General features: G+C 37.4%; 20 protein-coding genes. 11 read left to right on the top strand and 9 right to left on the bottom strand.

Translation table 11 applies throughout. The features are described from left to right. Positions 1 to 876, top strand: coding sequence for an efflux RND transporter periplasmic adaptor subunit (locus tag EHQ16_RS19180; RefSeq protein ID WP_135631781.1), 876 nt, complete (start codon positions 1 to 3; stop codon positions 874 to 876). Here the strand turns inward: EHQ16_RS19180 and EHQ16_RS19175 are convergent. Both EHQ16_RS19175 and EHQ16_RS19170 read right to left on the bottom strand, forming a co-directional pair. Next, positions 863 to 2605: a sensor histidine kinase gene (locus EHQ16_RS19175; RefSeq protein WP_135631817.1), complete on the bottom strand. Its 1743-nt coding sequence runs from the start codon at positions 2603 to 2605 to the stop codon at positions 863 to 865. The genes EHQ16_RS19180 and EHQ16_RS19175 overlap by 14 nt on opposite strands. 189 nt (positions 2606 to 2794) lie before the next feature. After that, complete coding sequence (locus tag EHQ16_RS19170) at positions 2795 to 3334, bottom strand: TetR/AcrR family transcriptional regulator (RefSeq protein WP_135631782.1); 540 nt, start codon at positions 3332 to 3334, stop codon at positions 2795 to 2797. A gap of 60 nt (positions 3335 to 3394) precedes the next feature. On the opposite strand from EHQ16_RS19170, the gene EHQ16_RS19165 reads away from it, so the two are divergent. Next, positions 3395 to 3928 (top strand): dihydrofolate reductase family protein, encoded by a 534-nt coding sequence (locus tag EHQ16_RS19165; RefSeq protein WP_135631783.1) that lies wholly within the window; start codon positions 3395 to 3397, stop codon positions 3926 to 3928. Between the two features lie 146 nt (positions 3929 to 4074). Further along, complete coding sequence (locus EHQ16_RS19160; RefSeq protein ID WP_135631784.1) at positions 4075 to 4866, top strand: TrmH family RNA methyltransferase; 792 nt, start codon at positions 4075 to 4077, stop codon at positions 4864 to 4866. Positions 4867 to 4883: 17 nt separating this feature from the next. On the opposite strand, the gene EHQ16_RS19155 is transcribed toward EHQ16_RS19160, so the two are convergent. The 4 genes from EHQ16_RS19155 to EHQ16_RS19140 are packed head-to-tail and all read right to left on the bottom strand — an operon-like array spanning position 4884 to position 10116. Next, positions 4884 to 5930, bottom strand: coding sequence for a serine/threonine protein kinase (locus EHQ16_RS19155; RefSeq protein ID WP_135631785.1), 1047 nt, complete (start codon positions 5928 to 5930; stop codon positions 4884 to 4886). Between the two features lie 8 nt (positions 5931 to 5938). Further along, positions 5939 to 6835 (bottom strand): diguanylate cyclase DgcR, encoded by an 897-nt coding sequence (dgcR, locus tag EHQ16_RS19150; protein ID WP_135631786.1) that lies wholly within the window; start codon positions 6833 to 6835, stop codon positions 5939 to 5941. A gap of 12 nt (positions 6836 to 6847) precedes the next feature. After that, positions 6848 to 8641: a hypothetical protein gene (locus EHQ16_RS19145; protein ID WP_135631787.1), complete on the bottom strand. Its 1794-nt coding sequence runs from the start codon at positions 8639 to 8641 to the stop codon at positions 6848 to 6850. After that, the gene (locus EHQ16_RS19140) at positions 8638 to 10116 is read right to left on the bottom strand and encodes a hypothetical protein (protein WP_135631788.1); all 1479 of its coding nucleotides are present in this window, start codon (positions 10114 to 10116) and stop codon (positions 8638 to 8640) included. The genes EHQ16_RS19145 and EHQ16_RS19140 overlap by 4 nt, the downstream gene beginning before the upstream one ends. A 142-nt stretch (positions 10117 to 10258) precedes the next feature. Between EHQ16_RS19140 and EHQ16_RS19135 the strand changes: the two genes are divergently transcribed. From EHQ16_RS19135 to mdoH, 3 genes are read left to right on the top strand one after another with little or no spacing between them, the layout of a single operon-like run. Beyond that, the gene (locus tag EHQ16_RS19135) at positions 10259 to 11833 is read left to right on the top strand and encodes an OpgD/OpgG family glucan biosynthesis protein (RefSeq protein WP_135631789.1); all 1575 of its coding nucleotides are present in this window, start codon (positions 10259 to 10261) and stop codon (positions 11831 to 11833) included. Then, on the top strand, positions 11778 to 12206 hold the full coding sequence (locus EHQ16_RS19130; RefSeq protein WP_322113330.1) for a hypothetical protein: 429 nt from the start codon (positions 11778 to 11780) through the stop codon (positions 12204 to 12206). Before EHQ16_RS19135 ends, EHQ16_RS19130 begins: the two co-directional genes overlap by 56 nt. Further along, a complete protein-coding gene (gene mdoH, locus EHQ16_RS19125) occupies positions 12203 to 14272 on the top strand; it encodes a glucans biosynthesis glucosyltransferase MdoH (RefSeq protein ID WP_135631790.1) in 2070 nt (689 codons plus the stop codon). Before EHQ16_RS19130 ends, mdoH begins: the two co-directional genes overlap by 4 nt. On the opposite strand, the gene EHQ16_RS19120 is transcribed toward mdoH, so the two are convergent. Further along, positions 14223 to 15188, bottom strand: coding sequence for a YheT family hydrolase (locus tag EHQ16_RS19120; protein WP_135631791.1), 966 nt, complete (start codon positions 15186 to 15188; stop codon positions 14223 to 14225). The two genes, mdoH and EHQ16_RS19120, sit on opposite strands and share 50 nt — an antisense overlap. Before the next feature lie 113 nt (positions 15189 to 15301). Here EHQ16_RS19120 and EHQ16_RS19115 point away from each other — a divergent pair, with 113 nt between their 5' ends. After that, positions 15302 to 15748 carry a hypothetical protein gene (locus tag EHQ16_RS19115; protein ID WP_135631792.1) on the top strand — a complete coding sequence of 149 codons (447 nt, stop codon included), beginning with the start codon at positions 15302 to 15304 and terminating at the stop codon, positions 15746 to 15748. Between the two features lie 55 nt (positions 15749 to 15803). On the opposite strand, the gene EHQ16_RS19110 is transcribed toward EHQ16_RS19115, so the two are convergent. Further along, the gene (locus EHQ16_RS19110; RefSeq protein ID WP_135631793.1) at positions 15804 to 16388 is read right to left on the bottom strand and encodes a helix-turn-helix domain-containing protein; all 585 of its coding nucleotides are present in this window, start codon (positions 16386 to 16388) and stop codon (positions 15804 to 15806) included. A gap of 754 nt (positions 16389 to 17142) precedes the next feature. Between EHQ16_RS19110 and EHQ16_RS19105 the strand changes: the two genes are divergently transcribed. From EHQ16_RS19105 to EHQ16_RS19085, 4 genes are all read left to right on the top strand, one after another. Beyond that, positions 17143 to 17874 (top strand): ParA family protein, encoded by a 732-nt coding sequence (locus tag EHQ16_RS19105; protein WP_135631794.1) that lies wholly within the window; start codon positions 17143 to 17145, stop codon positions 17872 to 17874. Positions 17875 to 17900: 26 nt separating this feature from the next. Then, positions 17901 to 18779 carry a ParB/RepB/Spo0J family partition protein gene (locus EHQ16_RS19100; RefSeq protein ID WP_135631795.1) on the top strand — a complete coding sequence of 293 codons (879 nt, stop codon included), beginning with the start codon at positions 17901 to 17903 and terminating at the stop codon, positions 18777 to 18779. A gap of 541 nt (positions 18780 to 19320) precedes the next feature. Then, positions 19321 to 19938: a helix-turn-helix domain-containing protein gene (locus EHQ16_RS19090; RefSeq protein WP_135631796.1), complete on the top strand. Its 618-nt coding sequence runs from the start codon at positions 19321 to 19323 to the stop codon at positions 19936 to 19938. Positions 19939 to 20000: 62 nt separating this feature from the next. Beyond that, on the top strand, positions 20001 to 20186 hold the full coding sequence (locus EHQ16_RS19085; RefSeq protein ID WP_135631797.1) for a hypothetical protein: 186 nt from the start codon (positions 20001 to 20003) through the stop codon (positions 20184 to 20186). A gap of 17 nt (positions 20187 to 20203) precedes the next feature. Here the strand turns inward: EHQ16_RS19085 and EHQ16_RS19080 are convergent, their stop codons facing one another. Then, positions 20204 to 20791 carry a TetR/AcrR family transcriptional regulator gene (locus EHQ16_RS19080; RefSeq protein WP_135631798.1) on the bottom strand — a complete coding sequence of 196 codons (588 nt, stop codon included), beginning with the start codon at positions 20789 to 20791 and terminating at the stop codon, positions 20204 to 20206. Between the last annotated feature and the right edge of the window lie 161 nt (positions 20792 to 20952).

Here is a 20952-nt window from a genome sequence, read left to right as displayed (position 1 = left end):
ATGACTAAAGAATCAATTCTGGAATTATTAAAAACAAAAAATACTAAAATTATCATTGGGGTTATTTTGTTTTTAGTTATTTCTTTTTTAATTTTAAGAAAAGATCCCAAACCAGTTGAAATAGCGATTGTTAAAAAAGGTGTTTACCAACAAATCCTCTCAGTCCAAGGGAAAACAAAAATCAAAGAACTTTATACTGCTTACGCTCCTGTAAATGGCGTTATGCGTCGTGTTGAACTCCATGCAGGAGACAGAATTAAAAAAGGGAACACTCTACTTACAGTTGATTGGGACGTCGTTAAAACTGTAAAATCAAGTTCCGATGGGCAAATTCTAAAAGTGTATCGAGAAAGTGCAGGACCTGTGACAATGGGTGAAAAAATTTTGGACTATGGGGATTTGAGAAAAATAGAAATATCGGCATTTATTCTATCAGAAGATATGCCTGATCTAGATATAAACGATAAAACCTTAATCACAGGTTTTGGTGAAAATGTTTTAGAAGGATCTATATCTAATATTGAGCCATCTGCGATAACAAAAATTTCTTCTTTGGGAGTAGAAGAACAACGTGTACCCATTTCTATTAAATTTGATCCACCCTCAGATATTGGCGATGGTTATGAATTAGAATGTAAAATAATTTTATTTGAAAAACCAAATGTAATCGTAATACCTACCTCAGCATTATTTCGCGAAGATGAAAAATGGGCAGTGTTTACCGTGGAAAAAAAGAAAGCACGATTACGATTTGTTGAAGTAGAAAATCAGAGTGAGGGCATCAGTATGATCAAAACTGGGCTTAACGAAGGAGAGTCTGTGATATTATATCCAGGTGATGCAGTAACGTCGGGAACGAAAGTTATCCCCGAATAAGAACACTTGATTCTTTAGGTAAGGTAAAATAAAAACGAGACCCCTTACCTAAATAGCTTTCCACATGAATACTGCCGCCATGTTTTTCAATAAACTCTTTACATAAAATCAAACCAAGTGCTGTACCTCTTTCTCCGATCGTACCAGGCATACTTTTTTGTTTTGCATCGATACGAAACAAATTGTTTTTAATCTCTTCTGTCATACCGGTACCAAAGTCTTCGATAACAATTTGCACATCATCCATTATAGTTTCCGAGGAAATACGAATTTCTCCGCCGGGATGAGAATATTTCACTGCATTGGAAATTAGATTTCGCAGTATAGTTTCAACCATCTTTTCATCTGCATACACCGAAACATTAGGATCTAACGAATTTTTTACTACAATTGATTTGTTCTGAATTGAAAAAGATGCAGATGCAATGGAAGACTCAATTGATCGAAACAAAGAAATAGATTCTGGAAAAAATGAAATCTCACCTGTTTGAGCGCGAGCCCAAGTAAGTAAGTTTTCTAACAATACATACACTTCGCCGGAAGATTGGAAAAGTATGCTGAGGTCGTTTTTTGTACGTTTTAGAGGTCTCGTATCCAAATCTTCTAAAATCATTCCCGCAAAGGTGTTCATTCCACCAATCGGTCCTTTTAAATCATGAGCGATGATAGAAAAAAATTTATCTTTCGTATGATTTAACAACTGCAATTCGGAATAAAATTTGTCTTTTTCTATCTCCGCTTTTTTACGTTTATCAATATTTCTAGATACTCCAAGGATATTAATTGTACCGTTAGGATTCCATTGGAATACAGTATTTGCTTCTATCCATTTTGTTGAACCGTCTTTACAATATTGTTCTACTTCATCGCTAAACGGTATCCTTTCACCCGTTTCTTTAAATTCCTGGATTCGTTTGGGTAAAACCTCCCAAACATATTGGAGAGAAGCAGATGTTAGTGAATCTTGTAAAGTATGTGTAATTACTTCTTCTGAAGAGAATCCAGTGATGTTGATAACCGAGGGGCTAACATAGAGATATTTTTGTTCGTCATAGTTCAAAACCCAAATCACATCTGTGGTGTTTTCGGCAAGTAACCTATACTTTTGTTCACTTTCCTCTTTATCTTTAATAAAGATATCTATGCACATCATCAAAAAACCAAATGTCATCATCACAGAGGTTACATAAAAAAATAAATAAGTAATGTCCTGAATGGGTCCTTTACCAAATGCAATTTGCGCAACAGAAACTTCAAAAAATGTATAATACAAAAAACGGATGAATAAAAATATTCCACATGACAAAAAGAAAAATGCTGCAAAACGACTGGATAACCGAGCCTGTCGATTAGCACCTAAAATAGTTTTTGAAGACAAAAGCAACGGCAAACTGGATGCAAAAGAAATGATCGAAATCCTATACTTAGGGGCAAAATCTGAAAACTGATGTAATATCAGGAGAATTAACGTAACAATGACAGATAAAGTACCTAATTTCCACATCGGTTTTTTATCGAACATAACAAGAATTATATTATTTGAATATACCAAGGAAAGTAAAATCAGTGTATTTCCAATGCTGATAGAAATCCAATCGGGGATAATGCCTCGTAGTGCTCCCATTACAATCCATCCCAACGCTTGTATCAAAGTTGCCATTGACCAGTCTTTTACAAAACGTAATCTTTGAAAATACCCCCTTGCTGCAAACCACAGACCTCCGGACATCAACAAACATCCGATGATATTGATAAAAACGACTGTACGAGGATCAATGTTCATTAGGTGGTCTGGAAATTTTCGATTCCAAAGAAATAGTTTTTTTCATTGTAATTTTTTCAACTACAAATGAAAAAAATGAAGGGAAATTTACTAAACTAAGAATTCACGAACGCTCCTAAAACTATACTTAGGTGGTTATGCTCTGATGAACTGATCCAAAAGATAAGCTAACGAAGATTCAAATTCCCTCTGATTCTGGCTAATTTTTGAGTTTTTTAACTTTCCTTTGGGAATTTGAGAAACTGCAAGTGCATTGCCGTGGATAAAATCAATTATGATATGCAGTATTTTTTCCGTATCGTGATGACTAGGACAAACTGCATGGAACAAGTTTTGCAAATTTTGGTTGAGGGAAACTACAGAAGGAAAACCGTCATAAGAATTTTTGATTAAATACAAAGACAAACCAGGATATTCAATAAACAAATTCCAATACCCAAGGAGATATTTTTTTAACGCTAAATTTGGATTTTTGAACTTGATTAAGGTTTTCTGCTCAAAGCGGTCAAAAACTTGTCCCACCATTGCCTTCGTTAGTTCCTCTTTATTATCGAAGTAGTGATAAATTGCCATTGGATCTAACTCTAATTTTGTAGCTAATTTTCTCATGCTAAAGGATTCGTATCCGTCTTTTTCACAAATTTTTAGAGCTGTTTGGATAATTTTTTGTTTCATTTTCAAACCCATTTCTACAGTGTAGAACAAAATATCTACACTGTAGAATAATTATTACCTATGATAAAATATAAAGCATTTATTGCAACTAGTCTAGATGGGTTTATTGCTAGAACCGACGGGTCTATTGACTGGCTAACATCTAAGGAATATACAATCGAAAACAACGATTTTGGTTATTCTTCGTTTATGGAGAATATCGACTGTATCATTATGGGCAGAACTACTTTTGAGACGGTATTAACCTTTGAAACGTACCCTTTTGAATCCATTCCTGTTTTTGTTTTAACACGAAACAAAAATTATAAATATGATTCTCACTTTCCTATTAAGATTTTTCATGGAACCTTAAATGACCTCAACTCAACATTGGAAGAAAAACAAATCAAATCAGCTTATGTTGATGGAGGATTAGTGATCCAAAGTTTTATAGACAAATCTATGTTAAATGAAATTACAATCACCCAGGTTCCCATATTACTTGGATCGGGGTTGCCACTATTTACAAATTGTAAGCAAGAAATAAAATTAAAACACATTCGGACTATGCCATTTCCGAATGGATTTGTCCAATCAACGTATCATATTAGTTAATATGAACTTATTAGGAAAAATTTTTAGTAAAAAAGATCTTTGGTTGCCGGGATGTGAGATTTGTGTTAGGCAAATCCGGAGAAGCCCACAAGCCCGCCTCCACCACCCTATTCAGGGCGGGGGCTCTTCCGGGGCAATGTGACATAATGCAGATCATCCACTCCCCCCTCGATCCAAGGCTCACTTCCTACCAACTCCTCAAAGCAAAGGAAGACCCGTCCGATACATTCATTGCGGATCATGAAAAAACAGCAGTTCGTCTTTTGAATTCAAACCTCCGAGTCGAATCGGTATTTTGTATGCCAAAATATTTGGAGAAACACAAAAACTTGATCCAATCCAAACTAAAAGACGCTAACAAATGTTTTATTGCCGAAAAACAAATCTTCGAAGAAACAATTGGTTTTTCAGTACATCAAGGATTTATGGCGGTAGGATTCCAGCGATGGAATTCCGTCTCAGAAACCAAAACTCCGATGCTTCTTCTCAACTCGATTGTCGATAGTGAAAATATTGGATCCATACTTCGTACCGCGGCGGCTTTTGGGATCCAATCCATCCTTTTTGATTCGAAATCGGCTTCTCCCTATTTACGTAGGAGTGTCAGAGTATCGATGGGTTCACTTTTTCAAATACAGCTAGTGAGAGTTCATAACCTAACGGAAACGATACGAAATTTACAGGAAACAGGAACTAAAATTTTAGCCTTATCCCTACCCAAAGACGGAGAGATATTGTTGTCCAAAACAAAATCCATCTATGGAATGAAAAAACAGAATAATTTTGTATTAGTGGTCGGAAATGAAGCAGATGGGATCGAAGAAGGGATCTTAAACCTATCCGATGAGTTAGTTTACATACCCATGAAAAACAAAATTGATTCTTTAAACGTTTCTCATGCACTCGCCGTTGCCTTATCACATTTAATAGGACAATGAACAGGAGAAGTTGTCTTTTAGTTTTCCCAGTCCCAAAAAAAATCTTTGTTTGTCATTTCCGGTTCAACATTTTCTGAAGATGGAGTTTCGTTCGTTGAATTCTCTTCTAAATCATTTTTGGCAGATTCCAAATCCAAGGTCTCTTTTAGCCAATATTCTTCAGTTCCGAAATGAGGGAATAATGATGGAAACGATGGATCTTTCCATCGTTTAGCAATCCAAGCGGCATAATGAACATATCTTACGATACGGAGTGGTTCTACCAACTGTAGCCAGTTTTGGTCAAAATCAGCAAACATAGTGTAACCTTGTAAGAACTGGAATAGATCATCCTTTCGATTTTCTTCACCTAACGGCAGCAACATCCAAAAATCTTGAACAATGGGGCCTGTCAAAAAATCATCAAAATCTAAAATACTATATCCATCTTGCGAAATAAGTAAATTTCCTTTATGACAATCTCCATGAATTCTTTGGAATGGAATTTGGTAATCTTTCACAAGAGATTCAAAAATTTCAAAAGAACGAAGCGCAGTGACCTTATACCGCTCCGCCAAACTTTGATTTGGAATTAGATCATTTTCCAATATGAAATTTAAAGATTTTAATCCGTAAGAAGGAATATCCAACACAGGCCTATGTTTGGAATCAGATTGTTTTCCAATAGAATGAATCCTTCCAAGTAAGGCGCCTACTCTTTCTAAATTGGAACCAGTTATTTCTTCCACAATCCTTCCATTGCGTAAGGGCCAAATTGCGAAATAAATTCCCAACCATTCGAACAAAGTTTTCCCCTTGATGGATATGGGTGTTAAAACAGGAATCTCACCTGACGACAACTCCCCTAAGAACTCATGTTCTTCTAAAATTTCCTGATGATTCCACTTACCAGGACGATAGAATTTAACAACGATCCTTCCCGAATTCGAAGTTTCGATATCATAAACACGATTTTCTACGCTATTTAATGGATAAAATCGACCTGTGGGTTCATAACCCAATGATTCAATTGCGTTGAGTATCGAATCGGGTGTTAGCTGGTAAAAAGAATGATTGATGTCCAATTTAATAATTAACTAATGATGCGATTTCGACCAGAAGACTTTGCTTCATATAAAAGTTTATCCGCCGTTCTGAGAAGGTCAAGTGGAGTTTCGATTTTGCTGATATCCCCGCCGGCAATACCGCCACTAAACGAAATTTTGAAAGTTTGTCCAGACTCTGAATTTAATTCCAAACCTGAAACCATTTCCCTAATTTTATCTAGAACTCGTGTTGCATCTGCAAGTCCTGTCTCTGGAAACACAATCACAAATTCTTCACCGCCAAATCTAGAAATGATATCCGACTTACGCAGAGACGATTTTAATTCAGAAGCAATTCTTTTTAAAACAATATCTCCTGTTTCATGTCCATAGGTATCATTGATTTTCTTAAAAAAATCAATATCTATCATTGCTAGAGCGAGGTTGTGTTTGTGTCTTTTGCATCTTTGAAATTCTTGGTCAATACGATCTTCCATATAGCGACGGTTATACAAACCTGTCATTACATCTCGGATCGCCGTTTCTCGTAATTGATCGTGTAAAGATTTCATTCGCAAGGCACTAAAAATTCTTGCTAAAAGTTCGATTTCCTTCGCAGGTTTTGTAATGTAATCGGTAGCACCTGCTTCAATGGCAAGTTTGAGATTTTCAGGTTCCGTATGACCTGTCACCATAATGACAGGTAACCAACCGACTGGTGAAGAAGTAAAAATTTCCGATATAAGTTCAATTCCAGATCCGTCAGGCAATTCCCAATCCAAAAGAACCACATCAATTTGATCTTTGATGATGATCTCCCTTGCTTCAGAAAGATTCATAGCCTCCAAAGGTATATACCCATGGTTGGTAATCCAACGATTGAGAAGTTTTCTCTGAAGTTCAGAGTCTTCTATGATAAGGATTTTTTTACCTTCATTCTCCATAGTCCAATGATTTTATTTTTTCTTTTTTTTACCTAGTATTTTTTCAACTTCGCCTTCTTCCAAAGGAACTTTTACTACAGTTCCCCCTTCTTTACGGATTTGGTCTAGGTCTACCACTGCACCCGTTAACAAACGAGAGGCTTTTTTGGATCCATCTTTTACACCATAAACAACCCACTTGCCTCCTTCCAGGGATAACACTAAATAAGTACAATCGGCAACAGCAAGCACCGAATGGGCGGAAATATGAGAGACAAATTCATAACTCAAAACAACACCAGACCCCACTGCCACTCCAGTAGGGACACCAACTGCTTTTGTTAATTGGTAAATCCCATAAGTAGTCCCTGTCCCAAATGAAGCAACAGTCCCGGTAACTCCTACAGTTCCAGCTGCAACTTTTGACGAAGTATAGGTTACTGCTTGTGCCGTTGCCGATGTCCCTGCCACTGTGGCCCCTGTGACAGCACCACCGATGGCAAGTCCCCCACCAAGAACCGTCTGTCCTGAAGTAACACCCGCTAAACTCATCGGAGCAAGAATGTATTTCCCTGAAGATTCTGTAACTACAGCAGCCGTTTTAACGGAATATGCAGATGTTTTTCTGGCGACTCCAGAAGTAATTTTTGCACCTTTTTCCATAGAGAGAACTGATTCACTTAAAACAACGTCTGTGCTATTAAGTAAAGCACCTAACGCAAGCTCAGCACTAGGAGCCGTGATATAAACAACCCCTTTCCCTGCTAAGGTAAATGTTTCCACCAAACAATAAAGACCCGTACCCGCACTATTTGTGATGATTGCAGAAGGATAAATGATTCCATTCCAAGTCACATATCCGATGGACAATACGGTTATTTTTCCGATAGGTTTTATGATAGTATCATAAAACAAAGCTTTTGTGAATCTTGAAAATGCTTTGAGTAATGCAACAGGAACCCCTTCATTATCTGCAATGGATTCCAAATCTGCCTTAGCACGACCTAACTCCTCGGAAGTATCTTCCCCAAAAGTAAAAATGGTTTCTTTCCAATTTCCGAAAATTTTTTCAGAAACAGAGGAACGAAGATTTTCAATCTCAGAGAACCTTCGTTTCCAATCTCCAGATTTTAAATCGTCAAAAGATTCTTTATAAGAGGACTTCAGTGCATCATCCAAATCCACATACCCAAGAACCGTTGACTCAAATACATTTTGGAATTCTTGTTTGTATTGATTGAATCTTTTTTTTGTTGAAGGAGAATTATCTACCTCCTCTTTTTGATTGAGTTGCATCTCAGCCCATTCATTCCATTCCTTACGAATGGCCACTGAATTAGCCACAACTGCCTTGTGAGCATCCATACCTCGTTCGACAGATGATCCAACCAATCCGTAAGATTCTGCTACCGATGCGTACATGATGAATAATCCTGGTTTGGTGGCATTTTCACTCAGATACTGAACTGCAGCTTCCCCTCCTGCATTTAATTTTCCGGCAGCAGACCAACTCATTTTAGTCCCATCTTTCACGATTACAACAGACTCACGGGCTTTTAATACAGAACGAGAGAATTCATCACCTGCAAACCCAATCCTTTGATCTAAAACAAATATCGTCGACTCATGAAACGGTGGAATGAACTTAATGCTTGTTCCTTTTACCGGAAGTGCTCCTTGGTAATAAAGAGAAGTATGACCTTCAATCGCTAACTTTTTGGTATTCTTAAGTGGGTCTTCATTCTTTTTATCTGAACCGGAGCAGTTAAAAAACAAAACAAAAAGAGATAAAGAAACTAGTAGATTTTTGTATAATTTTGATTTCATTTTTTTTCAAAAGCCTTTACTTTCGCACGTTTTGATTGTTCTTCAATTTCAGCATCCAATACTTTTTTGATGATCTTTGGGTCATCCGTTAGGATTTTCACTTTCCCTGCTTTTTTAGCTTCTTCTAAATTAATGACTGTTCCAGTAGGGACATCGTCAAACCCTGAATAGTTGCCTCTCACCACTGCAATCGCAACGCGAGGGCCATCATAGATGATTAAGATCGGTCCATCGACAGCAGTTAATAACAATTGTGAAGGAAGAACTGTTATGGCTCCATAACCCAAAACCAAACCTGAACTCATCATATAAACACCGGCTTCCGATGTTCCTTTTGCAAAATCATAAACCATCCCTGTAGCATATGCACCTGTATCGTAAGTTGCACCACCGGCAGTACCAATCACACCAACAGCTGTGGTTCCCGCAACAGAAGTCACTTGGTTAAAAGCTGCGAGTGTTGTTCCAGTAGTATAAGTTGGAACAGTAGAAGCTGCAGACAAAATTCCAATCGAACTAAATAGTCCCGTTTCCAATGTCGGTGAAAACACTCGATAACCAGACTTAGTGGAATAATAAAATACAACTCCCGTTGAAATCAATGCTTTGGATGAAAAATTCATTGATAGAGATAGAGGAACATAAACTCCGTTAACAACAAGAATCTCTCCTGTGCCGGCTCCTGTTTTAGCGACTGGTGATATCATTACTTCTTTCAGCGCCACAGAATATCCCTGAAAAATATCAATTAGTGCCAAAAGAGAATTCCCACGTTCTCCAGACTCTTCATAATTTCTTGTAAACTCATTTGATGCTTTTGCAAACGAGTCACTCCATGCAGAAATAATTTGATTTGAATTTTTTTGCAAAGTAGATCCAAAAACTTCTTTTATCTTATTTTCATCTTTACTGTGTTTCCGACTCACCTCGCCCAAAACAGCTGACATTTGTTTGTAGTCTGATTCAACTTTTGGCACCAGATAAACATACCCTTGGACAAAGCGTGAACCTGCTTCTTCAAAACTTTCTCGAGACACCTTCCATTCTGCTTTACTCAGTTGCCAACCAGCATCATAAATATCCTCAGTCCTTGAAGAAGCATCACCAAACCCAGTGCGAGTCCAAGAAGCCACTGCTTTCATTGTATCACCTAACTTTCCCGGGTAATCTTCACTTCGTTTTTTCATATGAACAAGAACCATCGCTTTTGCGACACGGGAGCTGATCCCGAAATTTTCATACGCTAGGTCCACTGTATTTTTACCGGAAGGAATGACAGCCCATCCATGTTCCAAGAGATTTTTTCTGGATCCAAGGGAGTTTGCCGTCAGAGGTGCGATTTTTTTGAATGATTGCGGTTTGTTGGTAGAGATTACAGATTCGCCAAGAATTTTATCTGCTTTCTGTGAACCAGAACATTGCAGGAATAAGGTGGTAAAAACCAGAGACCAAAAAAGGAAGGAAACAAATTTCATAAGATGAGGGAACGTTATAGAAGCGAATGAAATAAGCAATAGAAAAATTCTGTTTCCTTGCTTAATCCATGTTTAGTGAGGCAAAAATACCACACCCATTTATTTAAGTGACCTTAGAGATTACAGAATTATCATTACATCTATGAAGAAACTGAACATATATCTTGCACTCATTGCCTTGGTATTGTGTGTCGTAATCGTCATCCGAAAAAATGATCTGACTTTAACTAAAGTTGCCAGTTTGCTCGCCATCTCCCAAACAACTGAAACCTTCGACTTTCATACCGCTGATTCAATCGCAAAACAGAAATTAAAGTCTAAGTTTTCTCCAACACCTGAATTCAAAATTCCCGGACTCGACGGGATCAGCTTTGATGATTATAGACAAATCGAATACAAACCGGATGTTGCTATTTGGAAAAATCTAGCCCTTCCCTACCAACTGCATTTTTTCCATCCAGGCCATATCTACAGCAATGGAATTCAAATTTATGAAGTCATTGGTGAAAAACCAGTAGAAATTCCCTATGATGCCTCTCGTTTCAATTTTGGAGATTTACCACTCTCCGATGAATTTGCAGAACTGTCTAAAAAACTTCGTTATACTGGTTTTCGTGTCCATTACCCTATCAACCAAAAAGAAGCATTAGAAGAATTTTTAGTTTTCCAAGGGGCATCTTACTTTAGAGCCATATCGAAAGACCAAGTTTATGGATTGTCAGGGAGAGGACTGGCCATCAACACCGGGCCAAAAGATAGAGAGGAATTCCCGATCTTCGAAAGTTTTTATATCAAACGACCGCAAAAAACAGATACATCCATTACCATTTACGCAATCATGAATGGAGAATCAGTTGTTGGTTCTTATGAATTCATCGTTAAACCTGGAGAAATTACTACCATAGACGTTCGTGCGAAAATATACTTACGCAAAAAAATCAAACGTCTTGGTTTTGCACCCATCACTTCCATGTATTTATATGGAGAATCAGACAATCCAATTTTGGGGAATATCCATCCAGAAGTACATGACTCTGATGGTTTACTCATTCAAAACAAATCTGGGGACTGGGAATGGAGACCTCTCATCAATCCAAAAAAAACCCAACTAACAAGAATTCAACTAGACTCTCCACAGGGTTATGGACTGATCCAAAGAGATCGTAAATTCAAAAGTTACCAAGATGAAAAACTCAAATACCATCTAAGGCCAAGTGTATGGGTCGAACCAAAAGGGGATTGGGGAAAGGGAAATTTATACCTTTTAGAATTCACAACCAATTTAGATTCTGATGACAATGTCACCACGTTTTGGGAACCAGCCATCCCTCCCAATTTAAATGAAGGTTATGAGTTTTCCTACACTCTCCATTACACAGAAAGATCACCAAAACATCACACCCTTGGGAAAACTTCTGCATTTTATAGAGGTATTGATCCCGTTTTCCCAAAGGAAAAAATGTTTACCATTTATTTCACTGGTGACTACTTAAAATCATTAGATCGAAAAACTGATTTAAAAGCGGTGATTCAAAATGACCAAATCACTTCTGAAGATATCCGATATAAAATTGAAAAAATATCAGAACTCGACCAGTGGCGATTACAAATCTGGTATCCTAGTTCTGATGAAGAATCAAATTGGACTGTTTTCTTAGAAAATGAAAACCAACGAATTACTGAAACTTGGATTTATCGCGATGGACTATCCAAATAACACGGAATACATTAAAGAGTTTAGCGAAAGACTTCGCTCCTACTTAATTCTAAGTGGGATTCATAATGAACAAATAATCGCAGAAACATTAAGTGATTTTTTTAAATCAACAGAACTTAGTTTTTCCTTTGAATCTGATTGGAAACTTTGGTTGAACAACTTAGAAAACAAACAACTAACCAAAGTCCATTCCTTACCACTCCCTGATCGTTCTTGGCAGTTTGGATCAATGATCCCACAATCAGCAGAGTGGAGACGAGACACACAAAAAACAAAACAATCCATTGTCGGATCTCTAAAACCCTTGTTCATCATTGCTTCTATCTTTCTCTGGAGTTTCCTCTATTACATTATTATATTTAGGTTGTTATGATCAAAATCCATCGTATTTTATTTTTCTTTACATTCGTCACTCCCGTCATCTGGGGTTTTAGTTTATTCATTGATATCATCTCCTTTCGTGGAATCGAAATCACAGAATACTACCAATTCATAACTTTAATTTTTCTATTACCAATGTTGGCCTATGGAGCGACTACTTCTCTTTTTGGATTTTTACTAACACTCAAAAAAAACGGTGACCCACTCCTCAAAACAAAACGAATTCCTATTGGAGAACTGGATTTACAATCAATCGCGTCGATTCCAGTTGCGGTAGTAATGCCAGTTTACGAAGAAAACGAAATTTCGATATTCTCGCGAATCAAAGTAATCTCCGAATCCGCAGACCAAATCCACAAGTTACCTAAACTCGATTATTTTATCCTAAGTGATACAAGAACTCCGGAAAAATGGATCAAAGAAGAAGCCGCCTACACAGAATTATGCGATTCAAAAAACAACTACCATAACTTTCACTACAGAAGGAGAAAAAGTAACCTCAATGGGAAAAGTGGGAACATTGCGGACTTCTGTAGAAGGTGGGGAAAAAAATACAAATATATGCTCATCCTGGATGCGGATAGTTTAGTTTCGGGGGAACTCATCCTCCAACTGATTGCCAACATGGAGAATCAACCCAAGGCAGGAATCATCCAATCCAGCACAAGAATCTTTAAGTCCACTACCCTATTCCAAAAATTAACAGAATTTTCCTCCTATCTATTCAGCCCATTTTTTTTAAAAGGTGCGACCTTTTGGCAAATCAATTCATCCGGATATTGGGGACACAATGCCATCCTCAGAGTGAAACCTTTTATGGAACATTGTGCCCTACCCCACCTTCCTGAATACGGTGGCCTTGGGGGAAAAATTTTAAGCCATGATACGGTAGAAGCTGCTCTGATGCGGAAAGCCGGTTATGAAGTTTTATGTGCTTACGAGTTAGAGGGAAGTTATGAAGAGAATCCGCCGAACATCATTGATGTTCTCAAACGAGACCAAAGATGGTGTCAAGGGAACCTCCAACATTTTTGGTTCTTATTTGGAAAAAAAATCCCTTTCATCAACCGAATTCATATCTTAAACGGAATTTTATCTTATCTCAATTCCCCTATTTGGATGTGTTATATATTTTTAAGTTTATGGAATTATTTAGAAGATAACAAATATCTCAACTACTCCATGTTACCCGAAGAATATGAATTCTTTAAATCACAGATTTATGATCCACTTTATATCAAATTACTCTATTTATCCTTAGTATTGTTATTTTTACCGAGGATCCTTAGTTTTCTAAGCCTTCCTGTCCTACAAATCTTTAAAAAATTTCCTGCTTTTCTTTTAGAAACTCTATTCTCAATCCTCATAGCTCCTATTTATATGATCTACCATAGTATCTTTGTCTTCTCTATTCTTTTCAACAAAAGGATCACCTGGGGTCCACAGAATAGAGATGCAGATTCAGGGTATAGTCTCTCTTATATTTTATCTTCCTTTTTCGGTGTGACTATTTTAGGTTTTGCCTCGGCTTATATTAGTTATGCACATTCCACAATGGTATTTGTTTTGACTTTGCCTATTTGGTTGGGATGGATTTTATCAATTCCACTGGTAGTGTTCACAGGCAAGGAACAAAAAGTGTTCAACAAATTCCTGGATCCATCTTTTTGGAAGCCGAATACAACTCTAATTCGTAATTTAGAAAAAGAACTAATCTCCCATAAAAATAGTTATCTGGAAGGACGCGAATTTTTCTTTGCACTAATCCATCCTATCTTTCGAAGTACACACAAACAACTCCAAGGGAACAAAAAGTACCAATCCAAACTTCCAAAATCAACAGAAGAAAATTTAAAAATTTTACTCGAAGAGGGCCCCAAGGCCTTAGAAAAAAAATCGATACTACAAATTTTATCCAATCGGGAACTACTAGATTCCTTTTACTGGAAATTCTGGACTTCTAAAAAAGAAAATTGGGCGAAAGAATGGAAAATCATTTGGGAAGAGATCAACCCATCTTTTTTTCCATCAATCTCCAATAATAAGAAGAACGACTAAGGTCTTCAATAAATCCGCAGTGCCCACCTCTAGACTCAATCACAACTTCTAAATAAGAAGAAGCCGGGATTTCTGCGAATTCTTTCCATGGAATCACAGGATCATCCATAGACGTTAGTATGGTTGTTGGAATACGAATCGATTTAAAAAACAAATCATTCAAAGTATAAGAATCAAAATATTCATCCACAGAAGAGAAATGAGAAAACTCTTTTACCATTTTTTCTGTTAAGTGCATCACTGATTGGTAATTGTCCAAATCATGAAAGGAATATAGGTGTGGAAACAAATTTGCTTTTTTAACTAGAGAGGTTTTCCAAGAATTCAAAAAATATTTTCTTAAAAAAGGATGTTCATCCATTTTGATGGTTGCCCTTTTGGGATCAAGTGCAGGGCTAAAAGCGAAACAATGTTTTAAACCAGGGATTTGATCGGCGGCTTTCGATAAGGAATGCCTTCCCGCCATCCGGAGAACAAAATTCCCACCTAACGAAAACCCGGCTAAATACACAGGTTTCTTAGAACCAGAAAGTTTCACAAGTTCTCTCACTGCTTCATAAGTTTCCAATAACAAACTGCCGTTAAAGATTCCTTCATTTAGATGGTGAGTGTCCCCGTGATCTCGCAAATTTAACCGATAAACCGAATACCCTTTCTGTAAAAAATACCGTGAAGTCCTTACAATATAACTGGAATGAATGCTTCCTTCCCACCCATGCACCAAAATCACAAGGCCTCTAGGATTTGGGATATCATGTAAACGTGCTAGTAATGTTGTTCCATCTTTTGCTTTGACCGATCTCCATTCCCCTGCGATGGAACGACCGTAATGTTTATCTGATTTTGATTTAAAAGAAGCCATAAAGGATTGAACCATGGCACCAGATAGAATGGGGATTGGCTTAAAAAGGCTCATAGCAGTTCCTCCCAATTTCCATCCATTGGGAATAGTTTCAATAAATTATCAGAGAACCAGAAAAGGGATCAGGTTTCCGTTGACAAAGTTTTTGTTCCAGTCAAAATTCTGGTATGAAATATTTATATTTCTCGACACTCCTAACCCTTATCACCTGCCAAAGTTATATGCCTTGGAAATCAGAATGGAAAACAGTGAATGGAAACGAGGTATTTTATGCTGCCGTTTCTGCGAAAGCAAGCAACCAAGCCATAGAGTCAGGCAGTTTGGCCATGAGACGGACAACTTGTGTCAATGCCACAAACCTTCTCTCCACCTCTCCCAAACTAACCACAATTTTATTAGAACAAGAGTCCATCCAACTCGATGAAGTGGAAATCAAAGACTTAGGAAGACTCATTGCAACTCACAAAATCAAACCCAAACAAGATTCTTGCCAATCGGAAGAAAGTGGTATGTTTTTCAGTAGCCCCGCTTGGGAAACCTGCCAATGCCTTTACGCTATCGAATACCCAGGCGGGAGAAAACAATTTCGCCAGGACATAACACAGATTAAATGAAGGGATAAAACAAACCTATTTGATCTCTCTTTCGACAGAATTCTCCACACCTTCCTTAACCTGGGTTCGCTTTAAACCTCTCCCAATAAGAGAGTTGAGGCCCAGTTAAGGATTCCGGACCACAAAGCCCAGAAAGAAAAACCCTCGTAGACTTGGAGAAACGTTTTTCACCCCAAACCAAAAACTCTTTCCAATCATCTCCTTCACTAGAAGGAGTTTTTTTATGTATACTAGAATGTATTTGGTATTTAGAAGAAGGCTTCGGATCCACCTCCAACCCAGACTTGGATCCAAACCCAAGAGAGATCTCCTTTCTCGTTCCCAAAAATAAACTTCGTTTCGGATCTCCATCCAACTCAGACTCTTCCTTCAAATTTGGTACCAGAGGTTTTAAAAAACGTTTCCTTCCATCAAACCCGGTTTGTTTCAATAGGCCCTTTTTCTTTAATTGAGATACAAGCCTAGAGACAGTATCTGGCCTTAAACGTAAAACCCGTCCAAAATATTCGTTCGAAGCAAAACATCCTCCCTTAGCATCCAAAGAAACAATCTCTGCATACAACTTTGTTTGGTTGGCACTGAGCCCCAAATCATCCATCCATTGAGCAACCCAAACACCAGTTCTTTTTAGTTCTTTCATAAATCCCCTTGGCCCAACACAAACCTCCGGTTCCCAAGAAGTTCTTTCTTGGATTTGTAACAACATGAAGAGAAACCTTCGGTGTCGTTACTATAAAATTTGGGAAGTTCTTTCGAACGTCCCTTGGTTGGAATTCTTTTGAATTCCAGGTGATGTATGTAAGCGGAATAAATTGTGGAAGTCCGCTTTTGGGTATAGGAACACCTCCCCTACCCAGACTCTATAAACCCTAGATTCTATTTTTTGTCAAGTCCTAATGAGACATAATCCCAACCATAAAAACGTCCACCGCAATCAGCTCAATTACAATGGAATAGGTTATGAACTTAAAAGTTAAGATTGTTCAGTAGGGGAGTGAGTAGGATTCGAACGAAGTGGAGGAAAGTCTCTCTGAACTGCTTCCACACAATCCAGAGAGTTTACATCACCCGGTTAAGGGGTTACAAACAATCTATACCAATCCCGAAAATAGTACAAGAATTTTTTCTATTACCATATAAATAAAAAATAAGGGCGCATCGAATCCCTTCTCAAACAAAAATCTTATAGAAAAACGACCAGGCTCTTCGCTGCAATCTTTCGCCACGACGAAAGGATTTCCGCTTCGATCCTTTGCGCTGGATTTTTTCCAAACCAAATCCATAAAACCAAAAAAGTAACTCTTTCATAAGGTACGCCAGCGTACTTTCAAAAAACATCCAAATTTTTGAATTTTCATTGCACCTATAATAGCGAAAAACAAACTCATTTTGCAATGAAGATCATTACTGTTGCCAATATCAAAGGCGGAACTTCCAAATCCACAACAGCCATTCACTTGGCTTTAGCTCTGTCAAAAAAAGGATCTACTTTAGCCATAGACATGGATCCCCAAGCAGACCTTTCTGACTTTTTTTTCCCCGAAGAACCAGTCGAATTTTTTGATTCCGGAAACACTCTTTCTGTCTTAAACGCAGAAACAACTCTCGCGGAGTCAGTAAAACCTTCTAACAACATCGACGTATTACCATCCATCATCGAACTTTCTGATTTAAGTTATTTAGCATCCAAAGATTTTTCCATGATTCCTCGCTTAAAAAACATTTTACTCAAAGCGAAATATGATTACGTAATTATTGACACACCCGGCTCAGGTTCCTCTGAAAATATCGCATCTTATCTACCCGCCTCAGTAATTCTCGTTCCTGTCACTCCATCAAAATGGGCAGTTCGGACGGTGGCCCAAGTTCTAAAAAAAGTAGATGAGGCTGAAAGGTTTGATGAACAATCAAAGAAAAAATCCGTAATGATCCTCCCCTCACAATGGGGAACTTCGCAAAAACAAATGGATCTTTTGGAAAAACTAAATACCATAAAATCGCTAAAAATTTTAGAACCAATCCCAAAAAACGAAAGTATTCGGGACCGTACAGAGACTGGCAAACCTCTACAAGAAGGAAGTGCTCCTTGGAAAGCTTTCGAAATTTTAGCGGAGAAATTAAAATAAGGTACGCCGGCGTACCTAAAAACTTTATGAAAACAAAAACAAACTATAACCCAGCCGACATCCTCTCCAGAGCAAGCGCCCGAACATCTTCTCTGAACCCATTCCTAAAAGAAGAGGCCACATCGAATCACAACGCTACAGAAATTCCTATAGACCAAGTCCTGACCGAAAATAACCCAAGGAAAACTTTCAACGAATCCACAATTAGAGAATTGGCTGAATCAATCTCCCAATACGGGCTTCTACAACCTATCGTTGTCAGAAAAAAATCAGGGAAGTATGAGCTCATCAATGGAGAAAGAAGATTTCGTGCACACAAACTTCTCAAACGAAAAACAATTCTTGCCATTGTAAAAAATGTAGAACAAATCGACATTTCCAAACTACCCGAAATCAAATTAGTAGAAAATCTACAAAGAGAGGACCTCTCTGAGTCAGATCTTGCACTCTCATTACAAGAATTAAAAAATAGGCATAAAGAAACAAACGAACAACTGGCAAAACGAATTAACAAATCCGCTCAGTGGGTAAAAACAAAGATCTCACATGCAGAAATTTTAAAAGAGTCCACTACAAATCTAAATACCGATAAAAACCACCCCATCTTCCAAATACCAACAAGTTTGTTTACAGAAATTGCTCCCCTAGATGTGACCAACAGAAAAAAAGCGATCGACTACCTCATCAAAGGACTCGAAAAAAAAGGAGACTTCCCCTCACGGAATGATTTACGTGAATACGTTCGTCCCTTAAAACCAAATAAACCGAAACAAACAAAACCAAAACTAGGCAACTTAGAACTAAAAGATCTAAAAAACAAACTTTTAAAAATTAAGGAAAAAATCTCACTCTTACAAAATGAAAAAGCCATCTTAGAGGAAACAATTCGTAAGTACAAAAAATAATCCATCTTAGGCTTCGTCAGTCGGAGAACCAAAAAAGGAGATCTTTTTTTAAGAGAAGTTTAGAAAAAAAACTTGTACTGTTTTGGAGTATGAGTTAGGTTTGTTTATAAATCCTTAACCGGGTTGAACAATAAAAGCCCTGGGAAGTGTGGTAGCGACCCGGGGCCATTTCCTCTAAAATCCCCCCCCAAAGACAAAAAACCAGACCTCGGTTTCTAATGAGACCTCCCAAGAATTATGTCTCATTTTTAGCTTGACGGAATTTTCCTTTTTGTACATATAGGGAACGTTCGGGTCACACAACCGGACACGGCTCTACCACAATGCCGTCATTGTTCAAACCGGAATTTACAAAAGTTCCGAGGGACGTTCGTCAAGAACTTCCAACTTTTCTTTTCTCTAGTATGACCGAAGGTTTATTTTTTATACGAATAAACTTGAGATAAATGGAGTAGGGAAGGTGTACACTAAAAGTGTATTGGCAAAAAACCACCAAACGCTCGTAGCCGGAGATGTGTTCGTTTGGCGGAAGGAACCTAAAATGAAAACAAATCGAACAGGAATTTGGATTCCCGTTTGGATTGAGAACCTAAACCTTTCTCATAGCCAAACCAAATTGTATGCAGAAATTGTCTCCCTACACGATAAAGGAGGATGTTTTGCCTCCAATCGTTATTTCGGAGAAGTCTTAGGGCTAAAAAATGATACTGTATCTAGACTCATCTCCTCACTGAAAAAACTTGGTTTACTCGAACAAACTGGCTTCGATGGGAGAAGACGATTTTTAAAACCGATCTTTTTAAATCCATCTGTAAAAAGCGCATCTTCAAATACCGAATCCTTGGAAAAAAATCCAATGCAGAAATTGACTAAAAGCATGGAAATTACCCAAGTCCCCATCCGCCAAAAATCCAATGCAGGTTGGGACAAAAATGACGCTTCCTTTAGTAGTACAATAGAGGTACAAAAAAGAGTACAAAAGAAAAGCCCTTGGGATGAGTTTAAAAATTGGGGTAGTAAGAATCTATCAAAGTCGACCTATTTTCAAATTACAAATTTGTCTTCACCAGATTCTTTACATGGAAGTTTAAATTTAATTTGGAAACAATGGTTAGAAACAAAATCGAAGCTCCCTCTAGGAAGAATTTCTGTTTCTTAATCAGTTAGCCAAATTACAGTATGTTTTTTAGTTCTTAACTTTGTTTGATTAAGGTGGTTACGTTGAAAGTTTACAAACATATTAAAACAGGGAATTTTTATTTAAAACTGGACGAAGCCAAAAACTGTACCAATGCAAACGATGGTCAAGAAATGGTTTTTTACTGCGAATATGGGAAAGAAAATCCGAAAAAATTTGTTAGGGACAAAACAGAGTTTTTGCAAAAGTTTGAAGAGGTAACTCTCTAGAAATAGATGGGATCAATTTAGATCGAAAATCTTAAAATATCTTCAGCCATTTCTGCTTTAGTTTTTTTTAGGGCTTTGCTTTCAGTATCAGGGAAATCGGTTTCGATGCATAAATTGCTATAACCATGAACGAGCGACCAAGCCATAAGAGCAAAACTCCTATGTTTTTCGTTTCTTCTTTTTGTTTTTAAGTAAAACCTACATCCTCGGACTAAAATGGCATATGATTTCAACTTTGATCTTTTTAAGATATTTGATTCCTTGATTCGTTTTGTTTGAAACATAAGGCGATAATAATTTGGATTTTTAATAGCAAATTGGATATAAACTAGTCCTAGTTTGACAAAATAACCATCTGGATCCTTTGTATTTTGTGGAACTTTTTTTTGTAAAGACCCGAGTCTATCAAAACCTATGGAGGCAAGAATTTCTAATACCTCTTCTTTGTCCTGAAAATGGCGATACACTGCCGCATGAGAAACTCCCGAAAGTGTAGCCACTTCTCTTAAAGAAAAATCCGAGGCTCCTTTTTTCTGTAAAAGTTTGTGACAAGACCTAATAATTGAATTTTTTAAATCCCCGTGATGGTAAGAGGAGCGTTTCACGGTATAAATTTTAAAAATAAGTTACCAATGGCAACATTTTTATTGAAATAAAAGCAAATAATGTTACTTCTGGTAACATATGGAGGTTGTTTTATGCAAACACTCACAACCGAAGAAACGCAAAAAATCTTAGAAGATATGACCGTTAATTTTAATCATGG

Origin of the sequence: Leptospira kanakyensis, from assembly GCF_004769235.1 — a bacterium.
Taxonomy (GTDB): domain Bacteria; phylum Spirochaetota; class Leptospiria; order Leptospirales; family Leptospiraceae; genus Leptospira_A; species Leptospira_A kanakyensis.
This window is presented reverse-complemented; position numbering and strand designations above follow the sequence as displayed.